The following is a 25,358-nucleotide window of genomic DNA, read 5'->3' on the forward strand; positions in this document are numbered from 1 at the left end:
ATGAAATACTGGTTGATATCGTTGGCTTTGCTGATCGCGGTTGTGTCTGGCATTGTTGGATACAGGAAGCACAAAGCGGCCGGCATTATGAAAGATCCTGGCAACAAGCTGATGCAGGTACAGGAAATAAACGGCTATACGTACCGTTTCATGTATCTGCCCAAAGGAACCCCGCGGGAATGGTGCTTCAGGATAAATGTCCACGTGCCACCCGACCCGGGTAATAACGCGCCGGAAAGCAACCAGGCGAGTTATGGCATAGATACGTTGTTCCATATTGTGAGCGGAGCAGACACGCTGCTGCCGGCGAAGGCTTTGCGGATTGCCAACGGTAATCTCAACGGCGTGGAATATATGGTCTGTTTCGCGCAAAGGAAATTAAAGGATGGAGATGCCATATTCGAATTTAAGGACAGGCTGTTCAATAACCGGTATGTTTCGTTTTCGGTAAATTTTTCCGCCATTCAGAAAATTGATCCCTTAAGTAAAAGTTTATGATAAGAAAAGCTGCCACCAAAAAGTGCATTGCGGTATTCTTCTTAAGTTTGATGACGTTGGAATCCCTGATACCGACATCCGCATGGGCCCTGACCTCGGGGCCGGTTCAGCCGGAAACGAAACAGTTTGCATCGGCGGGTACCAGCGAGATGGTGGATCTCTCTACCGGGAATTTTAAATACAATATTCCGCTTGGGGATGTGGATGGTTTCCCGCTTAACCTCAACTACGCATCAGGCGTGAGCATGGATGACGAAGCCAGCTGGGTAGGCCTTGGCTGGAACCTGAACGTAGGCGCCATTAACAGGCAGCTGCGCGGCATTGCAGACGATGCCAGCGGTGATGAGGTTGAGACCGAGAACTACATGAAACCTAAGATCACCGTGGGCGGTCGTGTTACAGGCAGGGTAGAATTGGCGGGCTGGTCCAGCGACTTTGGGGATATCGGTCTTAACGGCTCTTTATCCGTAAGTGTATTTAGCGATAATTACTTAGGGTACGGGGCAGACATCGGCGTTGGCACGGGCGCCTCGCTGGGCGTTTCGCTGGGAGGGGCGCAAACCACCGGGCTGTCGTTAGGCTCCGGCATTTCCATGAATTCGAGCACGGAGGATGGTGTGATGCTGTCGCCGACCATTTCGTTAGGCATCAAGAAACAAATGGACGATGTAACCTCGGTAAGCGCGGGCCTTTCCGCCAATCTCGGTTACAATACGCGGGAGGGGCTGAAAAGCACCACGCTGGGCGCGTCTTTCGGGATCAAAAGCGGTATGGACGACGATGACGAGGACGGGAAAAACGAGATCACTGCAAGGGGGAGCGCCGGCGGCGGCACTTCCTATTCCAATACCAGCTATAACACGCCCCCTTTTTACCCGCGTTCGGGCATTGCTTTTAAAACACGCAGCCATTCCTATGGCTTCGATATAGGCGGCTCCGTTTATTTCGGCTACCTGGGCGGTGGCATGACCGGTTATAAAACCGTGCGGCAGATACTTCAACCCGTCACCAGGCACAAGGCTTACGGCTATATGTACGCGCAGCGCGGCAAGCGGGACAGGGCCGCGCTGATGGACTTTATGCGGGAAAAAGATAATCCCGTGGTACCCAATCTTCCTAATCTCGCTATTCCCATCTCTACGCCCGACTTGTTTTCGTATACAGGCCATGCCGGGTCAGGGCAATTCAGGTTATACCGCGGTAATCTCGGAACGCTGGCGGACCCGGTGGCAGAGGATCAAACGGAAGTAGGCGCGTTTAACGTCGAATACGGCTTCGGTACGTACTTTCACGGAGGCATGACTTACAATCAGCAGATGGTGCTAAACAGGTCGGGCAAATGGATCGATAAAAATGATCTGCTGGCAAAAGCTGATTACCCGGTAATGACGGGCAGGCTGGAGGAAGATACATACTTCAGGATGGTGGGAGAAAAAAGCCTCAAAAGCCACGATCCGGCCGGTACGCTGGACAACGAGGATGCCGTAAGGGTGGCGTTGAAAGACAAGCTGCTTACGGACAATATCGTGGAAGGAAACTGGCCGATCAACCAGCCTCAGTTTGTAAACCCGTACAAGAAACAAGGGCGCCAGCCGAGAAGATCGCCCATTCTGGCATTGACCGCGGAAGACGCCGCTAAAGGCGGGTTAAACGAAGAGATTGAATCCTATCCGTTCATTACCACCGCCGATTTCCCGCAGGATGCCTGCAATATACAGATGCATCCGGTCAAAATAAAAAGAACCGAAGAGAACTCGTACAGGAAAAAACATCATATTTCTGAGATCACCATCGTGCAGGATGATGGTAAACAACTGGTGTACGGAATACCCGTGTATAATATAAAACAGGAGGAATACACGTTTGCCGTAGACCCGGCGGCAATGAGTACCCAGGATAAGGAACGCAACCTGGTGCCTTATACCCTGGCCGGAGGGAAAATTAAACACGATATAACAGGAACGGATCACTATTATCGCAGGGAAACGCAGCCGGCATACGCTACGGCCCACCTGCTTACCGGCATCCTGTCTCCGGATTATGTTGATCTCACCAACGACGGCATTTCAGACGATGATCCGGGTACTGCAGTGAAATTCAATTATTCCAAAGCCGATCAGGCATACAAATGGCGTTCCCCTGTTACAGAAGCGATAACGAACGGCGGCAAGGCCCAATACAACAAAGGCCTGCAGGCGGATCCCTTCGACGACAAAGGCAATATCGTATATGGCGAAAAAGAGCTGTGGTACCTTCATTCCATAGAAACCAAAACCAAGATCGCCTATTTTGTCACCGCGGAGAGAGACGATGCTAAAGGCGTACTTGGCGTGCATGGCGGGATAGCAGGCTCGTCTGGCCAGCGAAAACTGACGGAAATAAGAATCTACTCTAAAACAGACCTGAACGGCGCGCCGATACAGACTATTCATTTCAGCTACGGGGACAACAACACATACCTGTGCCCGGGCGCCCTCAACTCAAGCCTGACTAACAACGGCAAATTAACCCTGACAAAAGTATGGATCACTTATAATTCTACCCTGACCGATGAAATGTACGCCTTCGGCTACGACGATCTAAACCCGTCTTACGATTACCTGTCTACAGACCGTTGGGGCAACTATAAAAACAAAACCAATAACACCACCGATCATTTCAGCGATCTTAAAAATGATGAATTCCCTTACAGTGCGCAGAACGATGCGGCAGACGAAGACGCCGCTGCCTGGCAGCTGTCGAAGATAACCTTGCCCACAGGCGGGGAAATAACCGTCGAATACGAATCGGACGATTATGCTTACGTACAGGACCGGCGTGCGATGAAAATGCAGCGGATAGACGGTCTTATTGACGGTTCGGGCAACCCGGTGAACGGCCTGGAGGCCGCGGAAGGTTTCAGGATCGTACTGCCCCTGTTGCCCGCCGAGGCAAAAAATCCCGACGACGTGCTCAGGAAGGAATGGTTTGTGAGGAATTACTTGAGTGGCCAGCCTTATCTCTATGCGAAATTAAACGTAAACGTATCGGACCGTGTTACTTCAGGAGACCAGCAGTACTACGACTATGTTCCCTGCTACGGGGAAGTGGCCAGGGTGGATTATTCGGCGTCGGGTAGTACGGCATTCGTGTACTTCAAAAAAGAGGAGATAGGCAAGGTAAAGGCGAATCCCTTCTCCTTCGCCGCCTGGCAGAAAATGCGGCTGGAATATCCGATGTATGCGTATCCCGGTTATAAGAACAGGATCGACGACGACAGGCCGGTATCTGCCGCTGTAAGTGCGTTAGCCAGCGCATTGGGTAATTTCTCCGAACTGAGAATGAACTTCAATAAAAGGGCGGGGCAAAAGGACTTTGCCAATAAAGTGAACCTGGACAGGAGTTATGCGCGCCTGGCTTGTTACCAGTCGGATAAACACGGCGGCGGCAACAGGGTGAAGCGTATCCGCTTGAGCGACAAATGGAATGAAATGACCGAAGGGGCCGGCGGCGCCACCGCCAGCTACGGCCAGCAATACGATTATACGATCACGGAAGAAGGACATACTTACAGCAGCGGCGTGGCGGCTTACGAGCCGTCTATCGGTGCGGATGAGAACCCGATGCGCATGCCGGTGCCCTATTCGCAGGAATTCAAATGGGCGCTTAGTAATGTGTTTTACCTGGAAGAGCCGATGGGGGAATCGTTGTTCCCCGCTCCCGAGGTGATTTATCGCAGAGTGACAGTCAACAGCCTTGATGCGGAAGGTAATCCTTCCGCGAAAATGGGATATAGCGTCAGTGAATTCTATACTGCGAAAGAATTCCCGGTAGGTGTGCAGCAAACGGCTCCCGAAAAAGTGGAGACTGAGACCAAACGCTGGTTTCCTTTCTTCGGCGGAGATTACGCGCACGAATTGTATATGTCGCAGGGCTATGTGATCAGGCTGAACGATATGCACGGCAAGCCGTTTAAAGAAACAGTGCTGAACCAGACGGGCGATGTGATCTCTTCTATGGAATATCTTTATAACTCCGTGGAGGAAGGTGACCATCTTGCGCTTACCGGCGGGGCGGCGACGCCGCTGGACGAGGATATGGCTTCCTACAATAATCTTGGAAGGGAAACGGATATCTTTATCGATGTACGCGAACAGGAAACCGCCAATTCCAACAAGCTGTACAATGCCGGCGTAGACGTGATCCCCACGTTTCTGGCGGCTCCCACGCCGATCCCGCACGTGCCGCTAAGCAAGAATAACGACTACCGGCTTTTCCGTTCGGCCAGTCTTCTAAAAACAATAGAAGATTATGCCATCCTTACGGGGTCCATCAAAACGATCAACGGTTCAACGATAAAATCGGAAAACCTGTTGTTCGACGGTTATAGTGGAGAAGTAGTGATCTCGACGACGCAAAATGAATTCGAAGACCCTGTCTACACCTTTACTGTTCCGGCCTATTTCTCGCATGAAAGTATGGGCGGAGCCTATAAAACGCTCGGCCTCAATTTCCCTCAGCTCACGTCTGACTTCTATACCGGTGAAATACAAGGTGGACTGGGGAGTTTGCTACAGCCGGGGGATGAGCTGGTAGAACTGAATGGCAACAAGAGGAGAATGTGGGTAATAGAATCCGCCGAAGAAGGCAGTATAGTCAAAAAGAAAAGACTGATTGACGCCGGCGGACGGATTTTTTATTTTAATGGCCCGGCAAAAGTGATACGTTCCGGTTACCGCAATCATCTCACAGCCAAAGGCGCTTCATTTGTTACGCTTACCAACCCAATGCTGGGCGACGGTGACATGCTCAGGCAGTTCTTCCAGCCGGAATACGCAAATAATTACATGTTCCTCAACGCGTCGGCAATACTGTACCATGAAGCTTGGGGCAAACCTTCAGACTGCAACCTGAAGAGCTGCCCTCCCGGATATACCCTTTCGTCTGACGGGAAAAACTGCGTATTGGCAGCATTCCCGGGCGGAAACCTGCATCCGCTGAAACCGGCGCCATCCAATACCGCGAATGGGTATGGAACCGGGGGAACAGACATTTATCTCCGGGGAGAAAGCCAGCCCTACCACCGGCAGGACGGTTATTGGAGCGGCGGCCCGCCCGCCCGCCTGAATTTTGCCGGAAGATGGGCCGAAAACGTGCCTACCGGCCAATGGTGGGGAATGGAATTTTGCGTGGATGTACCGGCAGTGTTCAACTATCCGGGACATATATACATCGGCGCCGGCGTGGACAACAATGCGGATATATACATCGACGGCGAGCTTTTCATTAGCTGGCTGGATCATCAGCCCTGGACCTATGAAAGATGGAATGTAATGTCGAAAGACCTGGAGCCCGGGAAACATACGGTCAGGATCGAGGCCCAGGACCTGGATGCCAATTCATCTGCGGCCTTCGGCCTGGAAATGTACGTGATCACCGACCCGCAAACGCTCCTAGGCGGCGATATAAACGCTATGGAATCGGTCCGCTTCTTTTCTACCAGGTACCTCGCAGACGATGACAACGTGAACGTATTCACATTATCCGGTCCGAGCAGCCAGGACGGAGTAGTGCTGGATGCAAAGTGGAGCTGCCCCAACGGCGGCAAGCTGAACCTTTGCGACGGCACGCCCAACTGCGGCGTAAAACAGCCCGGAGACTGCCCGGATGGTTATACTAAATCCCCTGATGGAGCAGCTTGTATTCCTATAGAGGGAGGCGACGATAATACAGACGGCATACTCAACATTATGCCTGCACCCGATGAAAGCAGCTTCAACTCGATGGGCGCTATTTTATACGATGAACAATCCCCGCAGGGACAGGTGTTGATATCAGACTATTGGGGTGGCCCCGGTACAGACTGTACTCCGCCGCAGGAACCCGGTTATCCCCCGCCTCCGCAGCAGTTATGCGGCCGCCTGAACGCCGCGGGCGTAAGAATGAGGGATGCGTTGAAGCCGAATGAAACATATGCCGGTCTGCTGGCCTGTTTTACCATACCTCAGGGCACGGGCGGTGATCATTTTATTGGCTACTCGGCCAAAACGGCTATGAAGATATACATTGATGATGTGCTGTTCGATGCCCCGATGCCTAACCAGCACCAGCAATGGTACATCCGCAAAAAGTCCCTGAGCGAGGGAGAACATAGATTGAGGATCGAGGCGAAAGCGTCGCCTGGGGTACAGCCTGTGTGGGGTTTTGATATCTATCGCGCTACGCGTGCCGAAGTGGTGGGCGCCAGTGCGGCAAACAGGCCGACACTAGCTTATTCAACAAACATGTTAAAAGATCTTGAAGGCAATAGTTTCACAATGTCCGCATCCGGTGCTATCCGGAGAGCGCGTTACAAATGCGGACCCGAACTGAAGGACCCATGCACGGGCCTTTGCCTGCCCAAAACCAACGGCATGGTGCTGAACCCTTACGTTACGGGGTATCTCGGCAACTGGGCGGTATGGAAAGAACTTGTTTACCTGGACGTGAGAGATCAGAACAATGTGTTCGACCCCGCGCGCAAAGACCTGAACATCCGGCAAAGCGGCGGGTATCATATGGTAACGCCTTTTTATGATAAAGGCTCCACCGACGGATATGTTTATTCCGTGCGCGACCGTACAGGTTTAACGCCGGGTTGGGTAGTGGCGCGCACAGCCACTATGCAGGACATTAACTCGCAGGAACTGGAGAGCAAGGATGCGCTGGACCGTTTCAGCTCGGCCGTTTTTGGATTCAGGAACACCCTGCCTGTGGCTGTGGCCGCTAATGCGATGCACAGGGAGATCTATTACGACGGGTTTGAGGACTATAGATATTTTGGGAACTGTCTTGCCAAACCGGCCTGTACCGTAGACGGGTTCGATATCCGGAAAACCCTTGGTGAGCAAGCGCTGACGAGGCTGATATCCACCGAATCGCACAGCGGAAATTATTGCCTGGATCTTTCGCAGGATATTACGCTGAGCACCTGGCGGTTCGATAAATCGCACGAACACAAGCCTGATATTTATCTCGACAATAATATTAACGGGGAATTCTTCCGGAAGATCGCTCCCTGGCTGGGCTTATGGGGCTTCGCGCCCATCGGTGGCAAAAGTTATGTGTTCTCAGCCTGGGTGAAAGACGACTTCCCGACGAATGCGCCAACGGTTAAACTGGAAGTGGATGCGCAGGACGTTCCGCTTACGCATAAGGCAACCGTGGAACGCTGGAAACTCGTGGAAGGGACCTTTGTAATGGAAGGCGGCGCAGATGAAATGATACCGGTTACCCTCACTATAAAAGGAGGGGCTAACATCAGGATAGACGACATCCGGATCTTCCCCTCAGAAGCGAATATCAAAACCTACAGCTACGACGACCGCACGTTGCGGCTCATGGGCGAACTGGACGAAAACAACTACACGACCTTCTATGAATACGACGTTTGGGGCAAGTTGCTCAGAGTGAAAAAGGAAACAGAACGCGGCATTATTACCATTAAAGAAAGCAGATCTGCTTTAAAGAAAAAGAACTTATAATGAAATTCATCAGGCAAATACTCATCCCGGTATTGATTGTAACCTCGGCCGTCGCCGCGGTAGCATCCGGGTCAGCGATACGCGGAATATTTACGCCGGCCCGGCCCGCGGCGGCTGCCAGGCCCAATATCACCTTTCCGGTGTACGATGCCGGGGCAGACAGTCTTTTCCACGAACTGGCCGCACTGTATAACCGGATAGGCGAGCTGAAGGCTTACCTGGCGGAGGGTACCATCAGGGTAACAGACCAGGGCGATAGCAGCCGGAATACGGATCTGCGTTTCCGTTATTGCCATAAAGATTCGATGGATTATTATCAGCTGGGAGACCAGGAAATGCTGGCGGTCCCCGGCCTTTATCTTTCGGTGAACCACACGCTTAAAAAGATCATGATGAGCCCGCGGCCGCAGGCCGGGCAGTTCAAACTGCTGATAAACGAAGAGCAGCTCAGCGAACTGAAAAAAGAAGGGTACGATATCACTAAAGAAAACGCTGATCCTTTCACAGTGATACGCCTGAAAAGAGAAAAACATGTTTCCTGCAGGGAGTATCGTGTAACGTACGACAGTACCGGGTTTATCAGGGGCATTTTTATGCGCAACGCCAATGAGGCCGTGCCGGAAGATTTTTCGAAAGACAGGCTGATATCGGTGCAGATAAACCCCTGGCGCACGGAATACCTGCCTGCACAATTGTTCAGGGTGAACCGTTATATCGTGAAAAACGGGGACAGCTGGATGCCGGCCTCCGCTTTCAGAAACTATGAGATCAAGTATATCTACTAATGTCGTCCCGATTTTCATCCCTATGTTGAAATTATCCGTATACTGCAGATTCCTTTTACTCAGCCTGCTCGTGCTGTGTGCCGGGATGCCCGCGATAGCCGCTACCGAACCCTACCAGCATTCCCTCCAGGGAAAAATAAAGAAGGGCGACACACTGATCGTGAAGGATGAGAAGTTTCAGAATGCCGCTTTTAAGTGGTCGCTGATCCGCAACCTTTCGGTAAACAACATCGTCACTTTCGGATTGTACCGCGACCAGGAAGCGCTGCCCAATAAGAAGTTCAGCTGTAAAGTAGACCTGAAGATCGAGTATTGGTCGCAGCCGGACCAGGCGGATCCTATCACGGAAGATCATGTTGAACTGGAGATCAGCTACGATCCGCGGGCAGGAGTAGTATACCAGGCTGAAAAGGCCTATCAGTTCAAAAACGGCCACCGTGTTAAATTGACGGTGAACGACATTACGAGCGCAGAACTGGGTGATGAGCTGCCGGACGTATTCAGGCTTACGAATATGGTGAGCATCGAAAGGCAATACCTCCGGGACCCGGAAGATACTACCAAACGTACTCCATACGTCATCCCGGTAGCAGCGCTGCCTTCCGGCGGAATGACCACCTTCGGGTTTCAACCGCCGGTAGAATCGGATGGCGAAGTACTGATCGGTTGGGACGAAATACTGGGCGCGGAAGATTATGATCTCGAATGGACATTTGTGTCGTCTCCTATCATTACCGGCGAAGCGCCGGGAACTCCCGCCGGCGAATACCCCCAGTTGTTCAGAAAAGGGGCTACCAGGGTAACGATACATGGTCACCAGTATCCCATCACGATTGTGCACGACATGGGTTACCTGGTAGTGCGGGTTAGAGGCGTATATTATGCTGGTGAAAAACGGAGCGAATTCGACTGGGAGCCTGCTCTCATTCATACAATAAGTACGCCGCGGCATATGGAGAATATGAACTGGCAGTACAATGCTACCTATGCCGAAGAGGGAAAAAAGAAGGAAGTGGTTTCTTATGTTGACGGTGGCGGCAAAACCCGTCAGACCCTGACAGTGGCCAATCCCGGTGCTAATTCTTCAGATGTCGAGGGCAGGTATGCGGTAGTGCAGGAAAATGTGTATGATGAATTCGGCCGGCCGGCTTTATCTATTTTGCCCGCGCCCATTAAAGAAACGGAATTTAAATATTATGGGGGGCTGCATTTGAATGCAGCCGGTCAACCCTATAATTTTCAAAACATGTATGGTGCGAACACGGCCTGCCAGAACACGCCGGACCCGATGTTTGCGCCAGCAGCCAGTCCCGGTAAAGGCGCAGCAGGATATTATTCGGCGAATAACCCGTTCAAAAATGATGTAATCAATAACAAATTCATCCCCGATGCAGGCGGCTACCCCTTTTCGGTTACCCGTTATATGCCGGACAATACCGGCCGTGTTAGTGTGCAGGGCGGGGTAGGATTAACATTTCAACCGGGCGGGAAAGCCACCCGCATATATTATGGAAAGCCCGAAGCCTGGGAGCTGGACCGTCTGTTTGGCAACGATGTAGGGTATGCGCATCACTACCTGAAAACGATGACGGTAAGCCCGGACGGTCAGATCGCCATCAGCTACACGAATGCTTCCGGTCAAACCATCGCGACGGCGCTGGCCGGCGCCAAACCCGCTAATCTGGACAAACTGGATTCCCAGCATGAACCGGAGGATAAAACGACAGTTTTGCTTACGCCGGCCCAATTCAAATTCGACCATACAAAACTTACACTTACCGCATCTGCCAATTACATGGTGGCTGTTCCGAACGAGGAGTTCAAAGTAAGTTATAATATCAGCCGGCTGATCCACCAGTATAATGCAGGCGGATTCGAGATTTGCAGCAATTGTTATTATACGCTGAAAATAACCGTGTCTGATGATTGTGGTAATTCCGAAGTAAAATTGAACACTTTTGTGGGCAGCAAATCGGCAAATTGTTCGCTGAATGGCAACGAAATAGGTTTTATTACGCACACACCACCAACAGAAGGCACCTATTACATCAGGTTCGAACTTGGGCTTTCGCAGGACGTGATCGGCGCGTATACCGACGAATACCTCCGGAAAAATACAGATCTGCGCAGCAGGTTCAGTTTTATCCTGGAAGAACTGGACAATCTCGATTTCCAGGCCTGTATCGCCGACTGCCAGAGTTGCCGCGCGACGCTGGGTGAAAAGCCGGCTTTCATTCAAAGGGTAAAAGACCAGTTCGCATTGCAGGAGGTGAGCATGGAAACCTATGGCACAGACGTGGAAACCTGGGCTTCCGGCATGTACGATGCGCTGCTGGAGCACTGCAATATGATCAGCACTCAATGCGACGCCTCCCCATGCGCGGAAACCAAAAGCCAGATGCTGCTCGACGTAAGCCCCGGCGGCCAGTACGCCTTATTTACCGAAAACTTTTCGGCGCTGGAACCGGCGATCAACGTGGTTAGCAACAACTGGAGAAGTGTTTTTGACATTCTCGAGCCCAATACAGCGCCATACATCAGGGAGCAGGTCGAGCTGGAAGATGGCACCATCACTTCCCCGCACGACGCCAACTTTACACTGGCTCAGCTGATCAAATACTGGAAGCCTGCTTATGCAGAGAAATTCCTGCGTTTTCACCCCGAGCAATGTATGCTGACCAACTGTGAAGAGCTTAAACAGTATATGAGCTGGGATAACCGGCTGAAAACGGAGATACTCTCCGCCGCGAAGATCGGCCAATTGCAGCCAGGGTTGCAATATGACCATGCCGTGGCGGACTGGCTCATGAACGCAGATCCGTTCTTCCAGCCCGGGGCGCCCGGGGAGTATGACGCCTTTTATATGAGATCGGGTTTAACATCGTATTCTCTCAATAAAGGGTTACCCGCTCCATCTAAAGGATTGACGCAGTTCGTAGACTATTTTCTGTATTGCGCCGATAGAGGAGGAAACACGAATACGGGCACGGACGAAAACACCTGGACGGATTGTGTTCCAGACCCATTATGCAGGGTACCTGACCGCGAATGGATCATGTACAGGAATAAATACCTGGAGTTAAAAGAAGAGGTATACCAGCGCGTCAGGGTAAGAGAATGCCCGAACAACGTTGCTAATTGCGGAGGCTTATGGCTGCAACCTTTAACCGGCAATTGCCCCACACCGGCCATGTTTTCCTTTTATGAAATGGGAGTTGAGACGATTCCCGGCTTTGGAACTTTCCTGCGCATCGGTCTCAGGTTCAACGGAGGGGTCGCACCTTTTTCAGAAGTACAGGTAAACTATAAATATCCCGATAACGACGTAGATCAGGCCGTAAAGGTGATCTGGTTCCAACCGGGATCGGGGGGCGTTGCCACCGCCAGGGTGCCGGTAGGGCTCGATGTAAATAAGATCAGGATACTAAGCACATGGTGCACCCCTGTAACTACCGCTCCTTCCGAATGCAACGGTATAGCCGGAACAATAACGCTCAGCTCAGCCGGAGCCCAGGCAGCGCAGCATACTTTTACGGATGTGGAAAACGGCATTCCCGTTCAATATCATATCCGGAAAGGTTATTCCGACGAACAACCTAACCTTGCGGATTTTTGCCCGGGAGCTTCCGCTGAGTTCTATAATTGCCTGGAAGTGAAGATAACTGGTATTGACGCGCCATACAGGTACTTCAACGTATGGGTGATAACCTGTTATACTGGCGGTGGCCCCTGCACCCCGGCGCTTTACAATATGGAGGTGCAGATCGGTACTGGAAAATATTACGCAGACGGAAAATATTATTACTTCGGCATCACGCCCGATTGCGGCAACCCGCAATTGCTGGCGGAACATAATTGTGCGGAGGTGTTTTTACCGGGCAGTACAACGCCCGTTCAATTTTCCGGAAATGGTACGGAGCCCCTGGAAGTTTACATTTGCCCGGACTGTACGGGCCCTTCAAACAGTCTTGCCGCCAGCTCGCTGATCCAGGAAAACGGCAACCAGGCCGCGTACCTGTCCGGCACCGGCACTTACCTGATCTTCAGCAATACCGGCCCCAGCGATGTAATCGACCCGGGGGACGGCGGTACGCCGATCGTCACCTGCTCTAACCCGCTCCGTAACTGGTATGCATGTTTTACGGTAATCGAGGGAGGAACGTCCAAAGTGTACAAAAACGCCACGGTATTCCAGTGTATGAGCGGTGGGGAAACCTGTACGCCGGATGTGATATTTAACGTAACGGCAAGCACCGGTACAAATGATCATCCGTCTTATACAACCAGTGGCGATCACGAGCGCAATTACATGCTCAACGTAGTGGATGGCGAATGCGATGAAGAATTGGGATACACAGAAGTAGATCACGGATTACTGAGCTGCGTGGCATTTTATGTAAGCTCGGAAGATCAGACGTATACCTATAGCAACGTAACCGTAACGGAATGTTACCGGATCATCAACCCGCTTGCGCGCGCCGGCGCCGGGGCCCTGTCCGCGAACCTGCTGGTTGCGCCGTTGCCGGCAGATTCTTCACTGATCACTGATTATACCGATGGCCAGCGGTACCGCGTTGTGACTGGAGACAGCGCGAATGCGCCCCTGGCATTGGCCGGTTATACGGAATGGCAATATCTGCAAAGATACGCAGTACGTATGAACGAATCGATGGTGCGGAACTTCTCGAATGTATGGATAGCCAGGGCGCTTCCGGCGTCCCCGAATACGGCACCAGTGCAAATGGCGCTCTCACTGGCGGCCGAAGATCCGGAGGAAAGCTGTGTAGTTACCGAGGAAGATTTTGAAGTGTTGCACCAGGTTCCGGTTCCCGGTACTTATCGGTATACCGTCCGTTATATCGGTACGCAGCCTATTCCGGCAGACAAGCGCATACGCGTAACCGTAGAGGTTGATTTCAGCCAGAGCGCCCCGCAACGGGATTACTTTGATTTTACAACGGCTAATGCAGGCGAGATACAACACGGCGAAGCGACAAGAACAGAACCGTATGAAAATATCGGAGGGATCTCTCACACGGTTAATTGTTTCGATGTTCCCCCGTTACCAACGCCTGTTTGTTCGCTTTACCAGCACAAAACACCCCGGTTCAGAACAGTGCCGGCATCGCCTGTTATACCGCCTGCGGACCTTGAACAGCAGAACACCGCCGCAGAAATGGCCGTTAAACAACAGGTAACCCAAAGCTGCGAATCCAACGCCGAAACCTGGGTGCAGCAACTGGAAGACTGTTTGCGTGCATTGCCCGCCAACGAATACGTCACCAAACGCGCAGCCCTGAAAACCGGCTTCATCGAGGTGTGCAAGTTTGGCGGAGACCCCGATCATATTATGGGCGCGAGCACTACGCCGCCCAATACAACCACCACACCGGGTGGTTATGTGTCTTTCGGCGACGTGATCGTGAAAGTGCTCGGAACAGGGATGGCCACTTCCATGGACTGTAATCCCTGGCTGATAGACGGGCCCGCGCCTTACAAAGTAAAAACGCAGGCGATCCGGTTGTCCATCTCCGCATTAACACCAGACATCTGTACTAAACTGACCGCGCTCCAGACGGAATTCGGCAACGGTAGCGGCACCTTTTACCAGTTTGTGAAAAACAAATACGGCGACGGTGCGGACCTTACCGAAGCAGAGCTGAACATGCTCATAAAAGGTTGCACCAATTGCCGCTACCTGCTGGAAAAAGATATGAAGTTGCCTGTGTTCCTGGAACCGGGCGCTACCGGCTGCGTGACGGCGGCTGATTACAACGCCGCGGTAACCGCATTCAACAGCAGCTTCAACGCCGCTCCGGATGTGAATCACCCGCAATATGGCCGCATCTTTTCATCATTCATGAATCAGCGCTGGGGCTTCACCCTGGGTTATGAGGATTATATGGCCTACCAGCAGGCGCTGCAGGGAGACCCATCGAAGCTGTTATGCAATAAACCCGCTTTTGGTACGGTGAAGGACGATAAATTGTCCTGCCTGGCGGGCTTGGTAAGCGACGCCATCAACAGGGGCAACTACGCTTACAATATTTATATCGAAGAAGAACGTAAGAAATTCAAACAGGAATATATCACGCTCTGCTCGGGCGTAAACGCGAGTGCGGACCTGACGGGTAAGCAACAGGTTTATCATTATACGCTGTATTATTACAACCAGGCCGGCCAGCTGATCAGAACGGTGCCGCCGGAAGGAGTGAATCCGCTTAGCGATGCGGATGTGCTGAAAGTACAGCGGGCAAGGGAAGCGGCCGGCGATCCCGTATGCGACGGATATGCAGGCCCCGGAACGGAAGGCGACAAGGGTGTGGTGAACAATGCGTTGAATCAATTGATGACCGGCGGCGGCGCGATGGAATACTGGCTGAAGGGTTCCGGTAACGGTTCTCTGCAGGCATTGCACACCACCACGGGAGAAACCCGTTACCTGGTCAATACTTGCATCAGCGGCAACTTTCTGCGGATAGACCTGTACCAGTTGGAGCCTTCCACAGACAATACGAGGATAAACGCGGTCGCTTCCAGGCATACCGCCGTGGATATTTCGGGCAGTCTGCCGCTGACGGAATGGGTACATGTGGTGATCCAGTCGCCGGTGCTGTTCAGCAACGATCTCAAGATTTTTGTGAACGGCAAGAGCTGCCCGGCCACTGCTGCCCCGCCGGGCGATTGCGATTGGGAGATCATATATACCCCGCAGGGCTTCGTATATCCCGAGAATTACACCGCAATACGCCACATACGGGCTTACAGCGGGCAGCTGCTGCCGGCACAGGTAGCGGCGCTGGCAGCGAATAACTGCCTGTTGGAGGGGCCCAGCTATTCGAGAACAATATGGGAACGTTTTAACGTGGAACCGGGTGCTCCGGAAAACGACCTGCCGGGCGGCGGCGTAGCCGAACAGCCGGTATACCCGGATCATAAAATGGCGACCTCGTACGCTTACAATACTTTAGGGCAGGTCGTGCAGCAGAAATCGCCCGATGCAGGAATATCAAAATTCTGGTACGATTACCTGGGAAGACTGGTCCTGTCCCAGAATGCCGAGCAACTGGCGCCTTCCGGCAGCGGCGCCGCGAACCGGTATTCTTATACGGAATATGACCGCCTCGGCAGGATAGAGGAAGTGGGTGAGGCATCCGATGTGGAGGCCAGTCCGGGTGCGCAGTTCCTGACCGATACCCAATACGGGCAGGTAATGGACGATGCCGTACGAAAGGACATTACACGCACGGTATACGACAATGTGCCCTTGTGGATACCCAGCTCCATTCAGCCGGAAAACCTGCGCAAGCGGGTGGTAGCGAGCGTATTTGAAGAAACGGAGGATGTGCGCCAGCACGTCACTTATTACAGCTACGACCAGCTGGGCAATGTCAAAAGCTTGTGGCAGCAGCTGGACGGAATGTCGCAGCCCAAGCGGATTGACTACAAATACGACCTGGCGAGCGGTAAAGTAAACGCAGTGCGCTACCAGGCAGGTTATAACGACCGGTTCATTTACGGGTACGAATACGATGCGGAAAACAGGCTGATAAAGGTAAAGAACGGCAGCAGTTTTGCCGGCTGGACGATCCTGAATGAAAAGCCGCAGGCGTTATACTCCTATTACCCTCACGGGCCGCTTTCACGTATGGAACTTGGCGAACATAACATCCAGGGGGTTGATTACGCCTATACGCTGCAGGGCTGGCTGAAAGGGGTTAACGGCAACTTCCTCGGGCAGGGGAAAGATATGGGCCAGGATGGGGAAGCCGGGCCGAGGAGTACTTTTGCCAGCGATGTTTTCGCTTATTCACTGAACTATTTCAACAGCGATTATTCACCGGTTGAGAATACAGTGAATCCTTTCCCGTTAAGTTTTAATGCGACGGGCAGCGGAGAAGGCAAGGATCTGTTTTCGGGGAACATCCGCGGCATTACGGTCGCCATGTCTGCCCTCCGGGCAGGCGCGCCAGTGGGTTATACGTATGCATACGATCAGTTGAACCGGCTCACGCGCATGCGCCAGCAGGACCTGGCGGCCGACGCTACCGCCTGGGGGGTGAGAACCGGCACCCATCAGCCATATGCGGAAGATATAACTTACGATGCCAACGGTAATATACTGTCATATGTCCGTAAGGGCATCGGCACAGCCGAAAAGCCGCTGGAGATGGATGATTTGAGCTACAGCTATGCATTGGTGAACGGCGAACGGTCCAACCGGCTGGCCAGCGTGTCCGACGCCATTGGTAATTCAGCTTATGGTAATGATCTGAAGGGCACAAAAAACTATATTTACGATAAAATCGGTAATTTAACCGCCGAAACCAGTTCACAACCGGCCGGGACGAATAATATCAGCTGGAACGTCTATGGAAAGATCCGGAGTGTGACGATGGGCAGCAATGGTTCTTTGATTTATAAATATGATGCTTCAGGCAACAGGGTATCTAAACGTTATACCAGACCCGATGGTACCGACGAAACTACCTGGTATATCCGCGATGCGCAGGGGAATACACTTGCCACTTATGTCAAAAAAGGAAGCGAGGCTGTCAAGTGGAGCGAGCAACAATTGTACGGCAGCAGCCGGTTAGGCTATTGGCAACCGGACATGACTGAAAATGGCACAGACATAGATGCCCGGTGGGGAGCGGAAAGGAATAAGCGTTACGAGTTGACCAACCATTTGGGCAACGTAATGGCAGTGCTGAACGATGTGAAAGGCGAGGTGGTGAGCATGCAGGATTATTATCCATTTGGCAGCGCTATGCCAGGCAGGTATGGGCCGGTGGTGAATGGGGTGGTAAGTGCTGACGTTGCAGGGACAGGCTATCGTTATGGGTTTAACGGGAAGGAGAATGATAATGAGATCAAAGGAGAGGGGAACCAGCAGGATTATGGATTTAGAATCTACGATCCACGCATCGGTAAGTTCTTATCGGTTGATCCGTTGACTGCGCAATACGCTTATTATACCCCTTATCAGTTTGCGGGTAATAAACCGATTTGGGCTACCGATTTAGATGGAGCAGAAGAGAATACATCTAGTACGTACACTAACAAGCCTCCGGTATTCAAGGTTGCAACTTATAACTGGTTTACGCCTTCTCCGCCACAAGCTACCGTTCAAGCCGATACCCGAACGCCGGAAACGAGGCAGATGATGAAGGAAGCGGTGGCATATCGGGATCGGTTGAGGACATTATATGAAACGCCACAAGGTGAATCATTTAGGTTAATGTCGGGCGCGGGAGCGGGGATCGTAGCGGTGGCGGAAGAGTTTGCATTTGCTTGGGCGCTCGCTCAGGGCAAAAGAGTTATTGATGTTGCGAAGTTATTAAGATATGAGAGGAGGGTTAGCTCTCTTCAGGTTGACAGGTCTGCGCTTGCAGCCCAATACGGCGCTCAAGTACTGGACGACGATTTTGCAAGAACGGTAAGTGGGCTGGATGCTTCTGTCAATACTAGCACTCCAACATCAACGTATTTGGGTGGCGCTAAGGGTAGTTTGTTCTCTAAAAGGAATATTTTAGAAGCGAATCATTCTCCGACAATGAAATCTTACGAAATTGCAGGGTTTAGCATTTCTTATAGCGAAGGGAGCGCCTTTCAAATGGTTTATGCTGAGCATAGGGCATTTGTTTCCACTGGAAGTAGCAAGGCTGCGCAAGCTTTCCGTGCTCAAGAGGCCAGTCTTTTAAAACAAGGTAAATTTATGGAGGCGTTTGATTTGAACATGAATAGTATAAAAAGCCAGTTTGGTAATAAATATAATGAGGCGATGTCTCAGGCGAGAGAGCACTTTCAGAAAAATATAGTTCCTCGATTGCAAAAACAATTATCTCAGCAGCCCTAAAATAATGGTATGATTTTTAAATATATTCCAACAGGTACGGTTATAATCGATGGTATAATCTCGGAGTTCGGCGAAAGTAGAAGTTCTATTCGAACTCGCCTTAGGGGAACCCACCGGGAAGACAATCAAGTTATTCAAATTGGAGATGGAGACAGTATTAGTCAGCGCCGGGATATTTATACTGACTTTAATTCAAAAGAGAACTATTTTTTTTTGATATACAACGATCATGATCTATTGACAGAAGTAGAGATTCATCATTGTCAGGGAATAAAAATAATGAGCGCTGAATTTGATTTTGATAATAACTTGGATGAAATTGCTGAAAAATTAAGTGCATTTTCCCCAGTTATTAGACAAAGCAATGGTGAGATTTTTGGGAGGGAGTTAAAGGTTGTTCTTATGAGTAAAGCTCAAATGGGAGGAGATGACGATACTCTTGGGTATTTTTATTGTGCATCGGATGTTTCTCATTTAGACGAAGAAGTCGTTTAAGTGTGAATTCAAAGCCCTAGCTGTCGCAAGTCTTGTGGATAGATTATGCGGGTGCGGTGACTTGTGCCGAACTTTTGCAACGTATCACGCAGTGTATAAAAAAACGCCAGACCGTTTTGGTCTGGCGTTTTTTTATTTATAAGCTGCTCTGGTTTTGGCGTCCCGGAGTAATCCATCGATCGCATAGAGTATACATTGTTTGTCCGTCTCTGGTAGCGCGTCAATATCATTGAGCCTTTTGAGCATGGCTGGGTCTTTGAGGACGTTTACCTGTTTGGTCTCTCCGAGGAGGAATCCCACGGTGGTCTCCAGTTCTTCAGCGAGGCGCTTTACTACGTCAATGGTGGGTTTAACCTCCTCTCGTTCGTATTTACCGATGATGGAGTGGTTTGTATTGAGCAGCTTTGCCAGTTCGCTTTGCGAAAGCCCCTTAGCGTCCCTGCACTCTCTTAGTTTTTTACCGAAACTGCTCATGTTTTTGGGTTATTTATGGTTCAAAAAGCCTGTTATTAGGCGTGTATAGCAAAAATACCGTTCATATGTGAATATAAAAAGTCAGATATTTTTGTTCATAAAAGTCAGATGTTATATTTTTGGGTCAAATGTGAACGGGTAAAATATTTTTTGCAATGGAGATATCGGAGATCAAACAACGCCTTGGGCTGTCGCAAGTGCTGCAACATTATGGTCTGAAGCCGGATAAATCGCACCGGCTGCACTGCCCGTTCCATGACGATACAACGCCGAGCCTGCAGGTGTATTACAAGACGCAGACGTGTTACTGCTTCTCGTCGAACTGCCGGACACATGGCAAAGCGCTGGACGTGATCGACTTCGTGATGTACAAAGAGGGTTTTTCTAAGGGCGAGGCGATCCGGCGTTGCCAGGAGTTGGCAGGCGGTGTGCCGGCAGCGGTTCCCCTGAGCGCGCAGCCCCGCACGGCGATCCTGGGCAGGATGTTCACGTACTTCAAAAACGCGGTGCATAACAGCAAACCCGCGCAGGATTATATCCAAAGCCGGGGACTGGACGCTACGCAGCTGGAGATCGGGTACAACAGCGGGCAGTTCCACCACGGCCAGCGCAAGGACGCGGCACTGATCACGGCCTGCGAACAGGCGGGGCTGTTGGCCGCCTGGGGGACGAACACGCGGGAAGGCGGACAGGCGTATAAAGCGTTCGGGCGCAACTGCATCGTGTTTGCGCTGCGCAACGCGCAGCACCAGGTCAGCGGCCTGTACTTCCGCAGTATTATCAATGATAGTGATCAACGACATTTTTACTTAAAAGATCGTTCCGGCCTTTATCCCTGTTACCCTGCAGCCGCCACACAGCGGTTGATTTTGACGGAATCCGTGATCGACGCGGCAGTGCTGGCGCAGCACAGTTTTGTAACCAGGCAGTACAGTGTATTGGCCTGTTATGGAACGAACGGCTTGACGCCGGAACACCGCGGCGCGATCGCGGCGCTTCCACACTTAACAGAAATCATCTTTGCGTTTGACGGGGATGATGCGGGCAAAGCCGCGACCGCTAAATACAGCACCGTGCTGGGCGAGCAGCTGCCGCATGTACAGCAAAGTTTTTTGCCGATCCCGGAGGGCGAAGACCTGGCCGGCCTTGCCGCCGGCCACGAGCCGGACGTGCTGGAACACCTGTTCACCGAAAGAAAGCCCCTTTTTACTTCATCTGAAAAACCAGTTGAAAGAACAAGCCCTTCACCACAAACGTCCTCTTCCACGCTGGACAGCGCCGATCCTTATAAACTACGTTACACCACGGCTACGGCTATTTACACGGTACAGGGCGGCGTGAGCAAAGCACCAGACAGTATGAAAGTCACGTTGGTGATCGAGCACCCCTGCGGCAGCAAGCGGCGTAACAAGCTGGACTTGTATGAGGATAAGCAGGTGGAACGGCTGGCGCGGGAAGTGGCCACCGCGTTGGGATTGGACGAGGTGCAGGTTGCCGATGACTTGCGACACCTCACGGACGCGTTGGACGCGTACCGGGACAGCCAGCGGCAGCCAAAGCCCGACCCTGCCACTAACGTGTACCCGTTAACGGTAGCGGAACGCAGCGAGGCGGAAACGTTTTTAAAAGCGCCGGCACTGGTGCAACGCCTGGGCGAGTTGCTCGGTAAGACCGGTATCATCGGGGAAGAGCAACACCGTATTTTTTTGCTGCTGATCGCCATCAGCCACAAGATGCCACAGCCGCTGCATGCGTTGATACAGGGTTCGAGCGGCAGCGGCAAAACGCGGCTGCTGCGGCAGATCAGCGATTGCATGCCGCCGGAAAAAGTGACACGACTGACGCGGGTAAGCGATAAAGTGCTGTACAATTACCCGGAGACTTATTTTGAAAACCGGCTGCTGTGCCTGGAAGATATCGACGGGCTGGGAGAGGAAGCAGAGTTTGCTTTTAGAGAACTGCAGAGCAATGGAGAGCTGAACAGCGCGACCTCCATCAAGCTGGAAGACGGGCGGATCACGAGCGGACAGAAAACGGTGCGCGGCCCTATTGCCTCGCTGGCCTGTACGACGCGGGGCGAGCTGTATGAGGATAATATGAGCCGGGTGTTTTTGGTGGCGGTGGATGAGAGCGCGGAACAGACGCAGCGGATCCTGACCTACCAGAACAGCGTAGCGGCGGGCATTGTCCGCAAAACGGAAGAAGCGCAGTCCCAGGCGCTGATCCGCAACCTGGTGCGGACGCTGATGCCGTTGCCGGTAATCAATCCCTACGCCGGCCGTTTGCAGCTGCCGCCGGCCGCGCACAAGATCAGGCGCCTCAATGACCTGTTTTTGAGTTTTGTGAAGATGGTGACGCTGCTGCACCAGTACCAGCGGGAAAAGGACGACGAAGGCCGGCTGCTGACGACGGTAAGCGATCTTGCCACGGCGATCGATATCCTGTTTGACAGCATCGTGCTGAAGGTGGACGAACTGGACGGAAGCCTGCGGCAGTTCTTTGAGCAACTGAAACAGTATTTAGAAAAGCAACACGGGACAGAACACCCGCGCCATCTTTACTTTGCGTGAAATCCGCCAGGGGCTGAAGGTGAGCAAGACACAGCTGTTCCGGTATATCAACGACCTGGTGCGGCTGGAATACGTGCGGATCACGGGCGGCCATATCAACAAGGGGTTCAGTTACCAGGTAAGCTGGTGGGATCATTATACCGCGATGCGCCAGCAGGTGCGCCAGCACTTGCACGATCAGCTGGCGGCCCTGGAAGCTGGAACGCCAGGGAACGCCAGTGGAACGCTGGAACCCGCTACAGTATTGTAAAAATGGCCTGGCGTTCCGTGTTCCAAAAAAATGTGCAAGGGCACCTTTTAAGAAAACGCCATAGGGATAGCCGGTTATTATCAAAATGCCATTGTTATGCACCAAATACAACTTGCGTTATCACAGTTCAAATCTTATTTGCAGGCCGTGGGGTATAGTACGACCAGCGTGTACATGTTGCCGTATTGCACGGGGGAATTTTTATCCTTCACCGGCGGCAGTGACCTGGCTGCGATCACTGTTACGGATCTCCTTGCTTTTTATGATCACCTGCAGGTGCGGCCGCTGGTGCGGCGGGAAGGCACGCTGAGCGGAGCGATGATCGATCATTACGGGTACGGGTTGCGGGTGTTTTTTAACTGGCTGCAGTCCACCGGTCAGATCGATATGAACCCGGCCAGCGGGTTGCGGTTGCCGCGGTGGGGATCAGCGGAGCGGCAGCCGTTGAACCCTGCGCAGATCGGGTTGCTGTTCGACCATGCCGGCAACCTGCGCAACCGGGTGATCCTGCACCTGTTCTACAGTTGTGGGTTGCGGCGCAGTGAGGCCGAAGCGTTGAATATTGCGGACGTGTCTTTTACGCAGCGGTTGTTGTATGTACGCAGCGGGAAGGGGGCGCGGCGGCGGGTGGTGCCGCTGCCGGCCAGCGTAGCGGCCTGCCTGGAGCGTTATTACCTGGCGGAGCGGCAGCATGCGCCAGGCGCATCTGATCCGGATTGCTGGCTGCTCAACCGGGTGGGGCAGCGGTTGCGGGGCGGGCGTTTAAATGAGGTGGTGGGTGCGATCGCGGCGCGGGCAAAGATCGCCGAGCCGGTGACGGCGCACCGGTTGCGGCACTCGATCGCTACGCATCTTTTAGGCCGTGGGATGGACATGGAGCAGGTACGTGTGTTCTTAGGCCACCGTTGCCTGGAGACGACGCAGCGTTACGCTAAAACGGATGAAGCAAAAATCCTGGCGTTATGACCCTGGAGCAGTACCTGGGAGCCCGGCACACGCCGGGCACGGCCGCCAGCTACGGGCGGGAGATCGCTATTTATCTATCCAACTGCCCGGGGGCTTCCAGCGCGTGTTTTGCGGATGTGGCCGCTTACCTGGGTGCGCTGCGGCAGCGTTATAGGAGTGCGGCCACGTTGAACCGCATCCTTTGCAGCCTCAAGGCGTATTACGCGTACCTGGTAGCGAGCGGGCAGCGCAGCGACGATCCTGCGCGCAGCGTTTACCTGCGCGATCAGCGGAGCCGGGACGTGCAGCTGCAGGACCTGTTTACGCCACAGGAACTGGAAGTGTTATTGCAGCGAAAAGAGCGTTATGCGGCCTTATCTTACCGCAACCGGGTACTGATGAGCCTGCTGGTCTACCAGGGCTTACAGCCGGCTGAAATCGCCCAAATACGCACAACGGACATCGACCTGGATGCCGGCACGATCCACACGGCCGGCACGGCGACGACCAGCGCCCGCACCTTGCCCCTGAAACCGAACCAGGTGTTATTATTTTTTGCTTACCTGCAGGACGTGCGGCCGGCGTTACAGAAAGGAAAGGCCACGGACATTTTTATGTTGGGCATCCGCGGCCATGCGATGAAGGCTGCCGATATCAGCAAGCATGTGCTGCGGCTTTACGGGGAGCTGTTTGCGCCGCGCCGGGTGAGCGCGGAAACGATCCGGCAGAGCGTTATTGCGAATCTTTTAAAAGCGGGTCATCCGCTGCACCTGGTGCAAAAGTTTGCCGGGCATAAATATCCCTCCAGTACGGAACGTTACCGGCAAAGCGCCGTCATCACGCTGCAATCGGCGGTAGCCCAATATCACCCCATGCAATGACTTATCCTATGAAACGGACTGTATCGAACCATTGTTTAACTTCAAATGACAACAAAATGGAAATACGCTTGGGTAAGCTACAGAAAACGAAGATCAAGGCGCACCAGGACGTTTATGAGATCATGCGGATGGTGCTGCTGCGGGGACAGAAGATCGACCGCAACCGGGAGCATTTATGGGTGATCGGCCTGTCGGCGGATAACACGATCCTGTTGGTGGAGCTGGTGAGCATGGGTTCTGTGACGCGGACGATCGCCGAGCCGATGGAGATCTTCAGCCTTGCGCTGCAGAAAAGGAGTGTGAAGATCATCCTGGTGCACAATCATCCGAGTGGTTCGCTCAAACCCTCGGCGGCCGATAAGGACATGACGGACCGGATGATCCAGGTGGGGCGGATCGTGCATGTACCGGTGTTTGATCACTACATCATCAGCGAGCAGGGCTATTTTAGTTTTAAGGAGGACGGTTTGCTGGATGATCTTGAAAAGAGTTTGAAATACGTACCGGAATATGAGCAGGTAGCGCGTGAGGTGGAAGTGAGCCGGGAAGCGTGGCGTCGGTCAGGCAAACGGGAGCAGGCGCGAGAAATGGCGCGCACGATGAAAGCAGACGGTTACCGCATGGAGGAGATCATGAAGCTGACGGGTTTATCCAAAGCGGCGGTACAGCGTCTTAAACCTACTTTACGCCGCATATAGTGCTGGAAGCAACGGCAGCAAAAATACAACACATCATGGGCGGGAAGCAGGCCATCGGGGAATACGTTGCCCATGAAAGCGGCCTGCTTCCCGCCCATGATGCGCTAAGACGATCCTGTTGCCGATCAGGGCGCCACTGTCGCCGTTCGCGGCAGGACTTGCACTGCCGCCCGTCCCTGTTCCGCCGCCTTCCGCACGGGTCCATCCGCTTACCATCCAACCGCTTCCGCCACCTCGACCGCCATGCCTTGCCCGGCACGGTGGCGGGAGCGCGCAGCGCGGAGCCGCCGTAGGCGGGCAAGGCAGGCAGGTGGCGGACAGCATGGGGCAGCGCAGGGATGTGCGCCTTTAGGCGCATAGACCGACAGCTGCCCGAACGCAGGGAGCAGGCAGGGGCGGCA

At 52.8% G+C, this 25,358-nt stretch carries 11 protein-coding genes; 10 read left to right on the plus strand and 1 reads right to left on the minus strand.

Annotation, left to right across the window (positions count from 1 at the left end):
- From J7I43_RS17710 to J7I43_RS17730, 5 genes are read left to right on the plus strand one after another with little or no spacing between them, the layout of a single operon-like run.
- Positions 1–498: a hypothetical protein gene (locus tag J7I43_RS17710; RefSeq protein WP_209147188.1), complete on the plus strand. Its 498-nt coding sequence runs from the start codon at positions 1–3 to the stop codon at positions 496–498.
- The gene (locus J7I43_RS17715) at positions 495–8,000 is read left to right on the plus strand and encodes a calcium-binding EGF-like domain-containing protein (RefSeq protein WP_209147189.1); all 7,506 of its coding nucleotides are present in this window, start codon (positions 495–497) and stop codon (positions 7,998–8,000) included. The genes J7I43_RS17710 and J7I43_RS17715 overlap by 4 nt, the downstream gene beginning before the upstream one ends.
- The gene (locus tag J7I43_RS17720) at positions 8,000–8,785 is read left to right on the plus strand and encodes a hypothetical protein (RefSeq protein ID WP_209147190.1); all 786 of its coding nucleotides are present in this window, start codon (positions 8,000–8,002) and stop codon (positions 8,783–8,785) included. The genes J7I43_RS17715 and J7I43_RS17720 overlap by 1 nt, the downstream gene beginning before the upstream one ends.
- Before the next feature lie 22 nt (positions 8,786–8,807).
- Positions 8,808–18,644 (plus strand): RHS repeat domain-containing protein, encoded by a 9,837-nt coding sequence (locus tag J7I43_RS17725; protein WP_209147191.1) that lies wholly within the window; start codon positions 8,808–8,810, stop codon positions 18,642–18,644.
- Positions 18,645–18,653: 9 nt separating this feature from the next.
- Entirely contained in the window at positions 18,654–19,139 is a 486-nt protein-coding gene (locus J7I43_RS17730; RefSeq protein WP_209147192.1) for a hypothetical protein, read from the plus strand.
- A 132-nt stretch (positions 19,140–19,271) separates the two neighbouring features.
- Here J7I43_RS17730 and J7I43_RS17735 read toward each other — a convergent pair whose 3' ends face one another.
- Entirely contained in the window at positions 19,272–19,613 is a 342-nt protein-coding gene (locus J7I43_RS17735; RefSeq protein WP_209147193.1) for a helix-turn-helix domain-containing protein, read from the minus strand.
- 155 nt (positions 19,614–19,768) lie between these two features.
- Here J7I43_RS17735 and J7I43_RS17740 point away from each other — a divergent pair, with 155 nt between their 5' ends.
- The 5 genes from J7I43_RS17740 (at position 19,769) to J7I43_RS17760 (ending at position 24,957) form a co-directional block, all read left to right on the plus strand.
- Positions 19,769–22,183, plus strand: a complete 2,415-nt coding sequence (locus J7I43_RS17740) for a CHC2 zinc finger domain-containing protein (RefSeq protein WP_209147194.1) — start codon at positions 19,769–19,771, stop codon at positions 22,181–22,183.
- A 19-nt stretch (positions 22,184–22,202) separates the two neighbouring features.
- Complete coding sequence (locus tag J7I43_RS17745; RefSeq protein WP_209147195.1) at positions 22,203–22,433, plus strand: hypothetical protein; 231 nt, start codon at positions 22,203–22,205, stop codon at positions 22,431–22,433.
- Positions 22,434–22,529: 96 nt separating this feature from the next.
- Positions 22,530–23,399, plus strand: coding sequence for a tyrosine-type recombinase/integrase (locus J7I43_RS17750; protein WP_209147196.1), 870 nt, complete (start codon positions 22,530–22,532; stop codon positions 23,397–23,399).
- The gene (locus J7I43_RS17755) at positions 23,396–24,259 is read left to right on the plus strand and encodes a tyrosine-type recombinase/integrase (RefSeq protein WP_209147197.1); all 864 of its coding nucleotides are present in this window, start codon (positions 23,396–23,398) and stop codon (positions 24,257–24,259) included. Before J7I43_RS17750 ends, J7I43_RS17755 begins: the two co-directional genes overlap by 4 nt.
- Before the next feature lie 56 nt (positions 24,260–24,315).
- Positions 24,316–24,957, plus strand: coding sequence for a JAB domain-containing protein (locus J7I43_RS17760; RefSeq protein WP_209147198.1), 642 nt, complete (start codon positions 24,316–24,318; stop codon positions 24,955–24,957).
- Positions 24,958–25,358 lie beyond the last annotated feature (401 nt).

The organism is Chitinophaga chungangae, from assembly GCF_017742215.1.
Taxonomy (GTDB): Bacteria; Bacteroidota; Bacteroidia; order Chitinophagales; family Chitinophagaceae; genus Chitinophaga; species Chitinophaga chungangae.